The organism is Polaribacter reichenbachii (assembly GCF_001975665.1).
Classification (GTDB): Bacteria; Bacteroidota; Bacteroidia; order Flavobacteriales; family Flavobacteriaceae; genus Polaribacter; species Polaribacter reichenbachii.
On sequence record NZ_CP019419.1, the window covers coordinates 538,571 to 553,136 of the forward strand.

Genomic DNA, 14,566 nt, shown 5'->3' on the forward strand with positions numbered 1-14,566 from the left:
TTTTTTATTGATTACTTTCAATTAACCCTTTCAGGTTTTTAAAACCTGGAAGGGTTAATTTTTTAATTCTTTTTTTTCTGCTTTTTTAACTCACCACTGTGCTCTTTAACAATTTCATCTTCTCTGTATTTACAACAAGGATGCACAGAATTATAAGCTTCTGTTGTTGCTTCTAATTTTTTATCTTCTTCTAATAAAACATCATGACCAACTGCTAAAATATTTTTTTGAACTGCAGCAACATCAGATTTACGTTCATCCATAATCAAATTTAGTTGATGTGTTTCTACACTCCAAACTGCAAACTTTACTCCCTTTGTTTTTAATGCTGCAGTTTCAATTCGCTTTTTACACATTCCGCAAATACCATCAACTTTAAAAGATATTTTTGCATTTTTATTCTTTATTACTTCTTGAGATTGAACTGAAAAGCCAATCAAAAACAAACTGAATACTAAGATTATTTTTTTCATTTTTATTATATTTTAATTAATGTTATTATTACTTAATTACTTTATTTTAAATCGTAAACCAGCATAAATTGATCGCCCGAAAATAGGTGCATACACAATTGTTGTATCAAAATTAGTTCCAAAAGGATCATCGCTAGCTAAAATAGGGTTATTTTGTTGAACATTTGTAAGATTTTCACCCCCAAAATAAACTTCAAATTTACTACTGAATACTTTTGTAATCTGTGAGTTTAATAATTGATATGGCTCTGAATTTACTGGTAATTGATACACTAAAGGGTTTGAACTTGTATCAGGCAAACGCTGCTTACCAATGTTATTAAAAGTAACATCAAACCTCCACTGTGCGTCTTTTTCTGTCAATTCAGTTTCATAAGAAAGGTTGGCAAAAAAACGATCTTTTGGTTGAATCGGTTTTTGCAAATTACCAGATTTATAATCCGAAGAAATATCAAAATATTTATAAGCTGTTCTTAAATTAAAGTTTTTTGCTAATGCATAATTTACTTCTACTTGAAAACTATTCGCAATACTTTTACCATCTAAATTATAAAAAGAAATTTCTTGCGGATTTTCCCAATCCACAATTACTTGGTTATCAAATTTTGTTTGATAAAAATCGAAAGTAATATCACCTTTATTATCGAATAAATTAAATTTCTGCAAATAAGAAACTCCATAATTCCAAGCAATTTCTGGGTTTAATCCATAGATATTACCACCAACATCATCAATATTAATCTGTCTTGCACTTGCAAATAACTGCTGATTTTCTGCGAAAATATTAGCACTTCTTTTTCCTCTACCCACAGAGGCTCTAAAAACTCCTTTTTCCCAAGGCACGTAGCGTAAATGCAATCTTGGTGTAATAAAAGTACCTAATAAATTATGTGTATCTATTCGTAAACCTGCAGTTAAACTAAAATCTTCTAAATTATCGAAAGCATATTCAAAAAAAGCACCTAACGAATTTTCGTTTCTTTCATAATTTGTGGTGTTTACTAGCTCATCAAATTGATCATAAGTAAAGCTTAAACCTGTTTTAAATTTGTTTCTAGTATCACCAATAATTGAATTAAAAATAATATTTGAATACACACTTTGATGCTGTATATCATAAACATTTAACCCAAAATAAGAATCTTGCTGATGGTTACTATATGCCATTTGAAAACCAATACTCTGAAAAGGTATTTCTGGAAAAACATACCCAACTTTTGCTGATGTGTCAAAACGTTTGGTATCAATTTCACTTCCCCAAGCACTTGTAGTTCCTTTATCTAAATCTGGGTTAAAACTAATTTCTCCAGTCTGTTTTTCATCATTTAAAAAACGAACATTTATAAAACTTACCCAACCTTTTTCTGCATCTGTAAATTGCCATCTATTCATAACATTAATCTGGTTAGACAAAGGCATATCTAAAAAATTATCGTTATTCTTATCAAATTTTTCACCTCTATAATTTCCGTGAATGTAAAAACCTGTTCGCCATTTTTCAGAAATTTTCTGATTAAAATGTGTATTTAATTCTAACCTTCCATTTATTGAACTATAAGCATTCAAAAAGAATCTATTGTCTGTAAATGGTTTTACCAATTCTGCATTTATTTGCCCAGAAATACTCTCAAAACCATTAACTACAGAACCAGCACCTTTGGTAATTTGTATACTTTCTACCCAAGTTCCTGGAGTAAAAGTTAGTCCAAAAACCTGACTAGCTCCTCTTACAGATGGTATGTTTTCTTGTGTAATTAACAAATACGGACTTGTTAAGCCCAACATTTGAATCTGTTTTGTGCCTGTTAAAGCATCAGAAAAACTTAAATCGATAGACGGATTTGTTTCAAAACTTTCAGCTAAATTACAGCAAGCTGCTTTTAGCAATTCAGCAGAATTAACAGTAAACATATTTGTGGTTGATAAAAACGACTTCTGAACCGCATTTCGTTTACTTTTAATGGTAATTTCTTCTAGATCACTTTCTGCAGTTAAAAAATGATGAATTGGCTTTAAACTTTTAATTGTAATTGTATCGGTTTTAAAGCCCAAATAACTAATTACTAATTTTGAATATTCTTTTTTATAATTGATAGTAAACCAGCCTTTATTATTGGTTATTGCACTAACGTTTGTATTAAGCCAATGTACTGTTGCCCCTTCTACACCCAAATTGTCTTTAGGGTTGTTTTTATCCATAATCATTCCTTTAAAAGTATTTTGAGAAAAGATTAAAATGGGCATAAACAGTAAAAAGCTATTTATGATATATTTTTTCATTTTTATTGATTTTATTTATGTGATATTGCCTATTTTATCCTTAAAAAAGGACAAATCAATTCTGAATTTCTGTTTTTTACAGAAACTACATTTCAAAGAGTTTACAACAGATAAGACTGTCAGAAAACTCTTAGCTATAAAATCAAATTAAAAAAACTTGGTATAATACCTGATAATCTGTAGGAATATCTGGAGGAGAAAAATCTTTATAAAAAATGTTTTTAGATGCATTTTTTACTAATAATTTTTTAAACGATAAAAAATAAGCAGCTAAAAATTGTTGCTTTTCAAAAGAGAAATTATCTATTTTCTGAAACTGCAATTCATCTTGCCCTTCTACTTTATGCACTTCATCTTTACAACAGCTTTTCATTTTTGCTTCAGAAACGTTGGACATTTCCATTCCACAAGCCTCTGCTTCTCCTGTAAAAGAAACATCAACTAAAAAATCTCCACAATAATGTTTTGCTACAGTAAAAGACAATGTAGAAAATAACACTAAGAGTGCTAAAACTATTGAGGTTATTTTAATGATTATTTTTTTCATTTCTATGTGCAAAAATACAATAAGTAAATTTAAAATTTTGTTAAACTGATTTCAAATCACTAAATAAAATAAGAAATATTAAATAATGAAAAATTTTAATTTATTTTTGCAGACAATTTTACAACATTATGAACGTACCATTTTTAAAACAAGAAATCGATAAGATAATTACATCTACATCAACTATAGAAAAGAAATTACAAACCATTTGTAATTTTTTAGAAGGTGAAGTTTCTTATTATGATTGGGTAGGTTTTTATTTTAAAAATGGTGATAAAAACGAGCTTAAATTAGCTCAATATACAGGGGAAGAAACTGAGCACACAATAATACCTTTTGGAAAAGGAATCTGTGGACAAGTTGCAGTTAGTAATGAAAACTTTGTTGTACAAGATGTTTCTGCACAAGACAATTACATTTCTTGTGGTTGGAAAGTTAAATCTGAAATTGTGATTCCTATTTTTGTAAACGGAGAAAATATTGGTCAAATTGATATTGATTCTCATACTGCAAATACATTTTCTGTAAAAGATGAGGAGCTTTTAGAGTATGTTTGTGAAAAATTATCAAAGATTCTTTAATTTCTTTGATTTTTATTTTCATTTTACTTAAATTTGATGAATATAATTCAAATTCGTAACAATCAAACTATTAAAATGAAAAACCAAAACACTACTGCTGCTTTTTCTTCACAAAATTCATCAACTAATTACACATCAGAAAAACAATCTTTAATATACCAGTTCAGAGATTGGTTAAGAGATTTTTTAGATAATGCCGAGTAAATTTTAGACTTTAACAAATTGTTAATTACTACCCTATTTTGTTACTATCTTTTATTGTGTTTTCTTTAAGGTTTGTTTAGTTTTGCGTGCTTAACAATACAACAACAAATGAGCACTTCAAAAACGATTAAATCTGCATTAATTTCTGTATTTCATAAAGATGGTTTAGCACCAATTGTACAAAAATTAAACGAATTAGGAGTAACAATTTATTCTACTGGTGGTACTGAAAAATTCATTAAAGAATTGGGTATAGATGTAGTTCCTGTAGAAGATGTAACTTCTTATCCTTCTATTTTAGGAGGTAGAGTAAAAACTTTACATCCAAAAGTTTTTGGAGGAATTTTAAACAGACAAGATCACGTAGGCGATGTTGCAGAAATGCAGGAATATGAAATTCCGCAATTAGATTTAGTAATTGTAGATTTATATCCTTTTGAAAAAACAGTAGCTTCTGGTGCGCCAGAACAAGATATTGTAGAGAAAATTGATATTGGTGGTATTTCTTTAATTAGAGCATCAGCAAAAAACTTTAAAGACACATTTACAGTTTCTTCTATGGAACAATATGATGAGTTTTTATCAATTATATCAGAAAATAATGGTGAAACTTCTTTAGAACAAAGAAAAACATTTGCTGCAAAATCTTTTAATATTTCTTCGCATTACGATACTGCAATTTTTAATTATTTTAATGAAGATGAAGTAGTTTTTAAAGCAAGCGAAACCACTTCTAAAACTTTAAGATATGGAGAAAACCCACATCAAAAAGGATATTTCTTTGGTGATTTAGAAGCAATGTTCGATAAATTACATGGTAAAGAATTAAGCTACAACAATCTTTTAGATGTTGATGCAGCTGTAAATTTAATGAATGAATTTGTTGGAGAAGACCCAACTTTTGCAGTTTTAAAACACAATAACGCTTGTGGGTTTGCACAAAGAGCTACAATTAAACAAGCATATGTAGATGCTTTAGCAGGAGATCCTGTTTCTGCTTTTGGAGGAGTTTTAATAGCTAATAAAGAAATTGACGCAGAAACTGCAGCAGAAATTCATAAATTATTTTGTGAAGTAGTGATTGCACCAAGTTATTCTGATGAAGCTTTAACAACCTTAAAAGGAAAGAAAAATAGAGTTATTTTAATTCAGAAAACCACAGAATTACCTGTTCAAAATGTTAGAACAGCATTAAATGGTTTATTAGTACAAGATAAAGATTCTAAAACTGATACTTTAGAGGATTTAACTTATGTTACCGACACAAAACCAACGGATAGCGAAATTAAAGATTTATTATTTGCATCAAAAATTTGTAAGCATACAAAATCGAATACCATTGTATTTACAAAAAATAATCAATTATTAGCAAGTGGAACAGGACAAACAAGTAGAGTTGATGCCTTAAGACAAGCTATTGAAAAAGCAACTAGTTTTGGTTTCGATTTAAAAGGAGCTGTTATGGCCAGTGATGCTTTTTTCCCTTTTCCTGATTGTGTAGAAATTGCAGATAAAGCAGGAATTACAAGTGTAATTCAACCAGGTGGCTCTATAAAAGATCAGTTGAGTATAGATTATTGTAATGCTAATAATATATCTATGGTTATGACAGGAACTAGACATTTTAAACATTAAGAAATTAACAGTTTTACAGATTTATTTTATTAAATTTGTAAGATTACACAGTTAAAAATAAGATAAATATTTTATGGGTTTTTTTGATTTTATGACAGAAGATATTGCGATCGATTTAGGAACCGCAAATACTTTAATAATTCATAATGGAAAAGTGGTTATTGATAGCCCTTCTATAGTTGCAAGAAATAGAATTACAGGCAAAATTATTGCAATTGGTCAAGAAGCTAATTTAATGCAAGGAAAAACCCATGAAAATATTAAAACTATTCGTCCTTTAAAAGACGGTGTAATTGCAGATTTCCAGGCATCTGAAGAAATGATTAAAGAATTTGTTAAGCAGATTCCATCAATAAAGAAAAAAATATTTCCACCAGCCTTAAGAATGGTAATCTGTATACCTTCTGGAATTACAGAGGTAGAAAAACGTGCAGTACGTGATTCTGCCAAACATATGAATGCCAAAGAAATTTATTTAATTTACGAACCAATGGCTGCTGCAATTGGTGTTGGTATTGATATTATGGAACCAAAAGGTAATATGATTATTGATATAGGTGGTGGTACAACAGAAATAGCAGTTATTGCTTTAGGTGGTATTGTTTGCGACCAATCTGTAAAAGTTGCTGGAGATTTATTTACCAGTGATATTATGTACTATATGCGTACGCAACATAACTTACACGTTGGTGAAACTACAGCAGAAAAGATTAAAATAACAATTGGTGCAGCAACTGAAGATTTAGAAACTCCGCCAGATGAAATGTTAGTTCAAGGTAGAGATTTATTAAGCGGAAAACCTAAACAAGTAAAAGTATCTTTTAGAGAAATTGCAAAAGCTTTAGACAAATCTATCTTAAGAATCGAAGATGCTGTAATGGAAACTTTATCTAAAACTCCACCAGAATTAGCTGCAGATATTTATAATACTGGTATTTATTTAGCTGGTGGTGGTTCTATGTTAAGAGGTTTAGACAAGCGTTTATCTCGTAAAACAGATTTACCTGTTTATGTAACAGAAGACCCTTTAAGAGCTGTTGTTCGTGGAACAGGAATTGCTTTAAAAGAACTTAGCAAATACAAGAACGTTTTAATGAATTAGCATTTTTAAGTTTTAACAATGCAACAAATTATCTTTTTTTTACAGAAATTTAAAAATTTTCTGTTTTTTTTATTGTTAGCACTTATTTCACTTGCATTAACTTTTAATAATCTTAATTTTCATAAAAGTAAGTTTGTAAATTCTGCAAATTCTGTAACTGGTGGCTTATATTCAAAAGCTTCAAATATTTCTGAATATTGGAGTTTAAAATCGGAAAATAAAAGTTTAGCCGAAGAAAACACACGTTTAAAAAACTTATTAGAAAAAAACTCTTCAGTAATTTATAATTCAGATTCAACTGTGGTAGACTCTGTTAAATATCATCAAAAATACACGTATACTACTGCAAAAATTATCAACAATAATTATTCTAAAGCGTTTAATTTTTTAACTATTAACAAAGGAGAAACCCAAGGAATTACTAAAGAAATGGCTGTTGTAAATAGCAAAGGAATTATTGGCATTACAGACAATACTTCTAATGGCTACGCTAGAGTACAATCCATATTAAATAGAAATAGTAAGATAAATGCTCGTTTAAAAAACAGTAGTTATTTTGGTACTTTAAGTTGGAATGGTGTAGAGTACAATACCGTTCAACTTTCTGATATACCAAGACAAGCACCTTTAAAAATTGGAGATACAATTGAAACAGGAGGTAAATCTACCATTTTTCCAGAAGGAATTTTAATAGGTACAATATCAAAAGTAAATAAAGGAAATACAGCAGATAATAAAGTAGACGTACTACTTTTTAATGACATGAGTAATCTTGGCTATGTACAGATTATTAAAAATTTAGATAAACAAGAAATAAAAAATTTAGAAACACAAAATGAATAAACCATTTAGTATGGCAATATTATTTTTCTTCCTGCTTTTTTTGCAGGTTTTTGTGTTGAATAATATTTTATTCTTAGGCTATATAAATCCTTACATATACATTGTTTTTGTATTTTTATATCCTTTAAAAGAAAATAGATTTACATTTCTATTTACCAGTTTTTTATTGGGGATTATTATCGATTTCTTTTCAGATTCTGGAGGTATTCATGCTTTTTCAATTTTATGTATTGCCTATTTAAGACTATTTTTTATTCGATTGTTTTTTAAGAAAGTTGAGGCTGATTATCCTTTTTTTAGTTTAAAATCAGAATCTTTTGGTAAAATTTTTAACTATGTTACAACTTTAACTTTTATTCATCACTTAATCTACTTTTCTTTAGCTAACTTTAGCTTCTATAATTACAGTAATGTACTTTTAAACACACTATATTCTAGTGTATTTACGTTACTATTGTATTTTACAGGAACTTATATTTTTACTAAAAGCGAATAATGCAAAGAAGTTTTTTACTCTATTTTTTAATTACCCTTATTGGGTTAATTTTTATTGGACGACTGTTTCAATTGCAAATAATTAAACACGAAAGTTATGACCCTATTCATAATGCTGCTGTTAAAATTATGTACGATTATCCAGAGCGTGGTTATGTTTATGACAGAAATGGAAAGTTATTAATTGCCAATCAGCTTTCTTACGATGTTATGGTGCAACCCAACCAAGTTAAAGAATTAGATACATTAGAGTTTTGTAAACTTTTAAATATTGATGAAGAAGATTTCTTAAAACGATTTAAAAAAGCAGAAAAATACGCTACATATTTACCATCTGTTTTTCTAAAACAATTGGCCAAAGAAGACTTTGCTTTTTTACAAGAAAAATTACATAAATACAGAGGTTTTTATATCCAAAAAAGAATAATTAGAGACTACCCAATAAAAGCTGCTGCAAATGTTTTAGGTTATATTGGTGAAGTAAATGAGCAAAAAGCCAGAGAAAATGATTACTACCAGCAAGGAGAATTAGAAGGTAAAGACGGAATTGAAAGACAATATGAAAACGAATTAAGAGGAAGAAAAGGAAAAAAATACCTCCACAGAAATCGTTTTAACAAAGTTACAGGTTCCTTTAAAGATGGTATTTACGACACTTTACCAGAAAATGGAAAAGACCTTATGCTTACACTTGATATCGATTTACAAGTTTATGCACAAAAATTAATGAAAGGCAAACGTGGAGGAATCGTAGCTATAGAGCCTTCAACTGGCGAAATTTTAGCATTGGTTACTGCTCCTTCTTATGACCCTAATATGTTAGTAGGTAGAAAACGTTCTAAAAACTCAGTTAAATTATTTAACGATACTATCAGTAAACCAAGTTACGATAGAGGTTTATTAGCAGCATATGCACCTGGATCTCCATTTAAAATGATGAATGCTTTAATTGGTTTACAAGAAAAAGTAATTAATCAACAAACAGGTTTTAGTTGTTATGGTGGTTATAGATATGGTAATAGAGCTAATGAATTTATGAAATGTCATTGCGATATTTACGGTACGCCTCTTAAATTAAAAACAGCAATTGCTAAATCTTGTAATAGTTATTTTTCTAATACTTATAAGAGGATTGTAGAAAAAGATAACAACCCTACAGAAGGTGTAAATAATTGGCACAATCACGTAGCTAGTTTTGGTTTAGGTAATTACTTAGGTTACGATTTACCTGCAGGCCAAAAAGGATTAATACCAGATGGTAATTATTATAATAGAAGATTAAATTACAGATGGAATGGTTCATCTATAATCTCGAATGCAATTGGGCAAGGAGAAATATTAACAACACCTATTCAACTAGCAAATTTTACAGCTGCTATTGCCAATAGAGGATATTTTTACACACCTCATATTGTTAAAAAAATTGATTCTAGTTTTATTGATAACCCAAAATACATACAACCTAAAAAAACGACAATAGATAAAGAACATTTTGAACCAGTTATAGAAGCAATGCATGAAGTTTTTAAAACTGGGACAGGTAGATGGAGCCAAGTAAAAGGAATTGAAATATGTGGAAAAACAGGAACTGCCGAGAACTTTGTTATTATTGAAGGTATAAAAAAACAATTGGCAGATCATTCTATATTGGTTGCTTTTGCTCCAAAAAAGAACCCAAAAATTGCATTGGCCGTTTTTGTAGAAAATGGAGGTTATGGTTCTACAATCGCAGCTCCAATTACAAGTCTATTGATAGAAAAATATATTAACGGAGAAATCTCTGCAAAAAACAAGTATCGAGAATTAAATATGTTGAATAAAAGTCTGCAAGAAATTTATGATATTCAATTACAAAAACCTATAGAAATTGCGTCAAGAACGAAATAATATTTTTGCAGGTATCGACTGGATACTAGTTTTTCTATACATTGCGCTAGTTGGTTTTGGATGGGTAAATATTTATGCAGCATCTAAAACAGAAGACAATCATCAAATTTTTGATTTTACCACCAAATATGGTAAACAACTTATTTGGATAGGATTAAGTACACCTTTAGTTATTGCAATTCTTTTTTTTAACTCAAAGTTTTATGAAAAATACGCAAGTATTCTTTATATAATTTCCCTATTCTCTTTAATTCTACTTTTCCCTTTTGGTAAAGAAATTAACGGAGCTAAATCTTGGTTTAATTTTGGTTTTATGGGTTTGCAACCATCAGAATTTGCAAAAGCTTGCACAGCACTTGCTGTAGCCAAATTATTGAGTGATAGACAGTATAATTTTAAGCTAGTTAAAAATCAGATAAAAGCATTTATAATTGTCTTCTTTCCTGCATTTTTAATCTTTTTACAACCAGATGCAGGTTCTGCAATTATTTATTTATCATTCTTCTTTGTACTTAATAGAGAAGGTTTAACTTTAAATTACATCCTTTTAGGCTCTGGTTTTATCATACTTTTTATTTTAACTATTTTCTTCGGATCTAAATGGGTTGTAATAATTTCATTTTTATTAATTACAATACTAGTCGCGTATTTATTCTATAGAGGAGGAAAACGTTTCTTTAGATTCAATTGGTTTAAAATAGTAAGTGTTTATGGAATTATTGGAATTTTTATTTTAGGTACAGGTTACATTTATAAAAATCTTTTACCAGCCCATCAAAAAGATAGATTCGATATTTTATTAGGTAAAAAAGTAGATAATAAAGGGATTGGCTATAACTCTTATCAATCAGAATTAACAATTAGTTCTGGTGGTTTTAACGGAAAAGGATTTTTAAAAGGAGATTTAACCCAAGGAGATTTTGTACCAGAACAACACACAGATTACATTTTTAGCACAGTTGGTGAAGAGTGGGGCTTTCTAGGAAGCAGTTTAGTTATAATTCTTTTTATGCTACTATTGTATAGAATTATTTATTTGGCAGAAACCCATAGTAACAAGTTTGGTAGAATTTATGGCTATGGGTTAGCTTCTATTCTGTTTTTTCACGTAATAGTTAATATAGGTATGGTTATTGGTCTTTTACCTACTGTTGGTATACCTCTACCCTTTTTTAGTTATGGAGGTTCTTCTTTATGGGGATTTACTATCTTACTCTTTATCTTTATAAGATTAGATGCTCACAAGAACTACGATTTTTAAATAAAAAAAATACTTTTAAAAAAAATAGGCACAAAAAAAACTCTGAATAGAAATTCAGAGTTTTTTATTTTTTTAAATTAAAATCTTAGATAGCAGCAACGTGCTTCGTTAATTTAGATTTTAAGTTAGAAGCTTTATTCTTGTGAATAATATTATTCTTAGCTAATTTATCAATCATAGAAATTACACTTCCTAATTTTGATTCAGCTTCTGTTTTATCTTCAACAGCACGTAAATCTCTAACAGCATTTCTTGTAGTTTTATGCTGATATTTATTACGTAATCTTTTTGATTCGTTACTTCTAATTCTTTTTAATGCTGACTTATGATTTGCCATAATTTTGTATTTTCGTTTTTTTTAAAACTTTTGTAGTCCGTACGGGAATCGAACCCGTGTTACCAGGATGAAAACCTGGCGTCCTAACCCCTAGACGAACGGACCATAACAATTAATTATCTCTCAATTGCGGGTGCAAATATACAACCTTTTTTAACTTTTGCAACATTTTTTAAAAAAAATTGCATTTTTTTTTAAAATTAATATGCCTTAGCAAAAAGTACTCTTTTTGATGATGGATTTCCTGTTAAAACACAAACTCCTTCCTCTTCTATTGCATCATTAGGTATACATCTAATAGTAGCTTTAGTATATTCTTTTATTCTATCTTCAGTTTCTTCTGTTCCATCCCAATGAGCAGAAACAAAACCTCCTTTTTTAATTGCTTTTTTAAATTCTTTAAAATCATCAACCACAGTTGTGTATTCTTTTCTATAATCTATTGCTTTTGTAAATAAATTTTCTTGAATCTCCTCTAACAGATTTTCAATAAAAGAAACAACATCAACTTGAGAAACAATTTGCTTTTCAAAAGTATCTCTTCTAGCTATTTCTAAAGTACCATTTTCTAAATCACGATTACCAATAGCAATTCTTACTGGCACACCTTTTAATTCGTATTCTGCAAATTTTGCTCCTGGCCTAAAAGTATCTCTATCATCAAACTTAACAGAAATACCTTTCTTTCTTAAGTCTTTTACAATTACATTTACTTTTTCTGATATAGCATCCAATTGCTCATCATTCTTATATATAGGAACAATAACAACTTGTATTGGCGCCAATTTAGGAGGTAGCACTAAACCATTATCATCTGAATGTGTCATTATTAAACCACCAATTAAACGTGTAGAAACTCCCCAAGAAGTGGCCCAAACGTATTCTTGCTTACCTTCTTTAGAAGTATATTTCACATCAAAGGCTTTAGCAAAATTCTGGCCTAAAAAATGAGATGTACCTGCTTGTAACGCTTTTCCATCTTGCATTAAAGCTTCAATAGTATAAGTATCTTCTGCACCTGCAAAACGTTCACTATCCGATTTTACTCCTTTTACAACAGGCATTGCCATAAAATTTTCTGCAAACTCAGCATAAACATCTTGCATTTGTTTTGCTTCTGTAATTGCTTCAGTTCTTGTTGCGTGTGCAGTATGACCTTCTTGCCATAAAAATTCTGCGGTTCTTAAAAACAATCGAGTTCTCATTTCCCATCGAACAACATTAGCCCATTGATTAATTAAAAGCGGTAAATCTCTATAAGATTGAATCCATCCTTTATAAGTATTCCAAATAATTGCTTCTGATGTTGGTCTAACTACTAACTCTTCTTCTAATTTAGCTTCTGGGTCTACTCTTAACTTACCTTCATTATCAGGATCGTTTTGTAAACGATAATGCGTAACTACAGCACATTCCTTAGCAAAACCTTCTGCATTTTTTTCTTCGGCTTCAAATAAACTTTTAGGAACAAATAATGGAAAATAGGCATTCTCATGACCCGTTTCTTTAAACATTCTATCTAGTTCTGCTTGCATTTTTTCCCAAATAGCAAAACCATAAGGTTTAATTACCATACAACCTCTTACTGCAGAATTTTCTGCTAAATCAGCTTTAACCACTAATTCATTATACCATTTAGAATAATCTTCTGTTCTTTTCGTTAACTTCTTACTCATAATTTAATCTTTGGCACAAATATTGTTATCTTTATAGTGAAATTTTTGTTAAATATATCTTTTTTACAAAACTGATACAAAACTACTATAATTTATAGGTTTTTAAAGCAAAAATTCATTAATATAGATACTCTAAAAAAATAAAATATTATGAAACTACATTATAAGAACTTAAAGCTAAACCAACTGGTATTATTTGTAACAGCTAATGTTTTGTTAGTTTCTTGCGGAACGTACCAAAGCGTTTACAACGATGATGGTATTTATGGGGATGCTTCACAAACCAGAGAACAAGAGCAAAAAGTAATTGTGGTTAATGAAGACGACTACCAAGATTATGAAGATAATTACTTTACCAAAAGTTTAAACAATTTACAAACTATAGAAAATAATGAAATATTTACAGATGTTGATGATTATAATTCTGAAGATGTTTATGTAGATGATGAAACTATAGATGAGACTTTAAATTATGATGCTAGCCAACCTTGGGGTTATGAAGATAATGATGTTGTTGTTAGTGTAAATCTAATATCAGATCCTTATTGGTATGGTTATAATCCTTGGGTATTTAATAGCTGGAATTATTATGGAGACCCTTATTGGAATAATCGTTTTTGGGGATACAGAAATTGGAGATATAACCCTTATTGGCATCCTTATCATAATAATTGGGGTGTTTATGGCGGTTTTTACACCAACTTTTATAACAATCGTTTTTGGCCTAATAACAGAAATTATAGGAATTACAGAAACTATAATTATGGTAGAAGAACAGCTTACAATAATACTTATAGCAGAAGAAATAATATAAATTCTAATAACAGAATTAGCACGAGTAAAAGAAATACAACCACCACAAGTAGAAGATCTACAAGTACAACGAGTAGAAATAGAATTGCAACTTCTCCTACAAGAAACTCTTCTACAACAAGAAGAAGCACAACCACTAGACGTAGTACTAGCCCAACAAGAAGTGCAACAACAACTAGAAGAAGCACTACATCTAGAAATGGTAATACAAGTACTAGAAGATCATCTTCTGCATCAAGTAGAAATAGCAGAAGTTACACACCTTCTAGAAATTCATCATCTAGCAGTAGAGCAAGAACTTCTACTAGCAGAAGTTCTTCTAGATCATCTTCTTCTACAAGAAGTAGTAGCAGTAGCAGCAGATCTTCTTCATCTTCATCTAGAAGTTCTAGTAGTTCAAGCAGAAGTTCTTCTTCTAGAAGAGGTAATTAA

The 14,566-nt window shown here is 29.5% G+C and carries 14 protein-coding genes and 1 tRNA gene; 9 read left to right on the forward strand and 6 right to left on the reverse strand.

The window, feature by feature from the left end; all coding sequences use genetic code 11:
- Positions 1–62: 62 nt before the first annotated feature.
- From BW723_RS02370 to BW723_RS02380, 3 genes are all read right to left on the reverse strand, one after another.
- Positions 63–473, reverse strand: a complete 411-nt coding sequence (locus BW723_RS02370; protein ID WP_068362843.1) for a heavy-metal-associated domain-containing protein — start codon at positions 471–473, stop codon at positions 63–65.
- A gap of 36 nt (positions 474–509) precedes the next feature.
- On the reverse strand, positions 510–2,753 hold the full coding sequence (locus tag BW723_RS02375) for a TonB-dependent receptor (RefSeq protein ID WP_068362840.1): 2,244 nt from the start codon (positions 2,751–2,753) through the stop codon (positions 510–512).
- 142 nt (positions 2,754–2,895) lie between these two features.
- On the reverse strand, positions 2,896–3,300 hold the full coding sequence (locus BW723_RS02380) for an HYC_CC_PP family protein (protein ID WP_068362837.1): 405 nt from the start codon (positions 3,298–3,300) through the stop codon (positions 2,896–2,898).
- 128 nt (positions 3,301–3,428) lie between these two features.
- Between BW723_RS02380 and BW723_RS02385 the strand changes: the two genes are divergently transcribed.
- From BW723_RS02385 to rodA, 8 genes are all read left to right on the forward strand, one after another.
- Entirely contained in the window at positions 3,429–3,881 is a 453-nt protein-coding gene (locus BW723_RS02385; RefSeq protein ID WP_068362835.1) for a GAF domain-containing protein, read from the forward strand.
- A 75-nt stretch (positions 3,882–3,956) separates the two neighbouring features.
- Positions 3,957–4,085 (forward strand): hypothetical protein, encoded by a 129-nt coding sequence (locus BW723_RS18075; protein WP_257787020.1) that lies wholly within the window; start codon positions 3,957–3,959, stop codon positions 4,083–4,085.
- Between the two features lie 108 nt (positions 4,086–4,193).
- Complete coding sequence (gene purH, locus BW723_RS02390; RefSeq protein ID WP_068362832.1) at positions 4,194–5,720, forward strand: bifunctional phosphoribosylaminoimidazolecarboxamide formyltransferase/IMP cyclohydrolase; 1,527 nt, start codon at positions 4,194–4,196, stop codon at positions 5,718–5,720.
- A gap of 73 nt (positions 5,721–5,793) precedes the next feature.
- A complete protein-coding gene (locus BW723_RS02395; RefSeq protein WP_068362828.1) occupies positions 5,794–6,822 on the forward strand; it encodes a rod shape-determining protein in 1,029 nt (342 codons plus the stop codon).
- An 18-nt stretch (positions 6,823–6,840) separates the two neighbouring features.
- Positions 6,841–7,665, forward strand: coding sequence for a rod shape-determining protein MreC (gene mreC, locus BW723_RS02400; RefSeq protein ID WP_068362825.1), 825 nt, complete (start codon positions 6,841–6,843; stop codon positions 7,663–7,665).
- A gap of 52 nt (positions 7,666–7,717) precedes the next feature.
- A complete protein-coding gene (locus BW723_RS02405) occupies positions 7,718–8,161 on the forward strand; it encodes a hypothetical protein (protein ID WP_237150090.1) in 444 nt (147 codons plus the stop codon).
- Positions 8,161–10,047 carry a penicillin-binding protein 2 gene (mrdA, locus tag BW723_RS02410; RefSeq protein ID WP_068362819.1) on the forward strand — a complete coding sequence of 629 codons (1,887 nt, stop codon included), beginning with the start codon at positions 8,161–8,163 and terminating at the stop codon, positions 10,045–10,047. The genes BW723_RS02405 and mrdA overlap by 1 nt, the downstream gene beginning before the upstream one ends.
- Positions 10,028–11,308 (forward strand): rod shape-determining protein RodA, encoded by a 1,281-nt coding sequence (gene rodA, locus BW723_RS02415; protein ID WP_068362816.1) that lies wholly within the window; start codon positions 10,028–10,030, stop codon positions 11,306–11,308. Before mrdA ends, rodA begins: the two co-directional genes overlap by 20 nt.
- 85 nt (positions 11,309–11,393) lie before the next feature.
- Here rodA and rpsT read toward each other — a convergent pair whose 3' ends face one another.
- The 3 genes from rpsT to proS form a co-directional block, all read right to left on the reverse strand.
- On the reverse strand, positions 11,394–11,645 hold the full coding sequence (gene rpsT / locus BW723_RS02420; RefSeq protein ID WP_068362813.1) for a 30S ribosomal protein S20: 252 nt from the start codon (positions 11,643–11,645) through the stop codon (positions 11,394–11,396).
- 33 nt (positions 11,646–11,678) lie between these two features.
- Positions 11,679–11,750 (reverse strand) — tRNA-Glu (locus tag BW723_RS02425).
- A gap of 95 nt (positions 11,751–11,845) precedes the next feature.
- Positions 11,846–13,321 (reverse strand): proline--tRNA ligase, encoded by a 1,476-nt coding sequence (gene proS / locus BW723_RS02430; protein WP_068362809.1) that lies wholly within the window; start codon positions 13,319–13,321, stop codon positions 11,846–11,848.
- A 150-nt stretch (positions 13,322–13,471) separates the two neighbouring features.
- Here proS and BW723_RS02435 point away from each other — a divergent pair, with 150 nt between their 5' ends.
- Positions 13,472–14,566, forward strand: a complete 1,095-nt coding sequence (locus tag BW723_RS02435) for a hypothetical protein (RefSeq protein WP_139059126.1) — start codon at positions 13,472–13,474, stop codon at positions 14,564–14,566.

Coding starts and splice junctions, on each gene's coding strand:
- BW723_RS02395 (WP_068362828.1), top strand. CDS start 5,794: ATGGGTTTTTTTGATTTTATGACAGAAGATATTGCGATCGATTTAGGA.
- BW723_RS02370 (WP_068362843.1), bottom strand. CDS start 473: ATGAAAAAAATAATCTTAGTATTCAGTTTGTTTTTGATTGGCTTTTCA.
- rpsT (WP_068362813.1), bottom strand. CDS start 11,645: ATGGCAAATCATAAGTCAGCATTAAAAAGAATTAGAAGTAACGAATCA.
- purH (WP_068362832.1), top strand. CDS start 4,194: ATGAGCACTTCAAAAACGATTAAATCTGCATTAATTTCTGTATTTCAT.
- proS (WP_068362809.1), bottom strand. CDS start 13,321: ATGAGTAAGAAGTTAACGAAAAGAACAGAAGATTATTCTAAATGGTAT.
- BW723_RS02435 (WP_139059126.1), top strand. CDS start 13,472: ATGAAACTACATTATAAGAACTTAAAGCTAAACCAACTGGTATTATTT.
- BW723_RS02375 (WP_068362840.1), bottom strand. CDS start 2,753: ATGAAAAAATATATCATAAATAGCTTTTTACTGTTTATGCCCATTTTA.
- mreC (WP_068362825.1), top strand. CDS start 6,841: ATGCAACAAATTATCTTTTTTTTACAGAAATTTAAAAATTTTCTGTTT.
- BW723_RS02385 (WP_068362835.1), top strand. CDS start 3,429: ATGAACGTACCATTTTTAAAACAAGAAATCGATAAGATAATTACATCT.
- BW723_RS18075 (WP_257787020.1), top strand. CDS start 3,957: ATGAAAAACCAAAACACTACTGCTGCTTTTTCTTCACAAAATTCATCA.
- mrdA (WP_068362819.1), top strand. CDS start 8,161: ATGCAAAGAAGTTTTTTACTCTATTTTTTAATTACCCTTATTGGGTTA.
- BW723_RS02380 (WP_068362837.1), bottom strand. CDS start 3,300: ATGAAAAAAATAATCATTAAAATAACCTCAATAGTTTTAGCACTCTTA.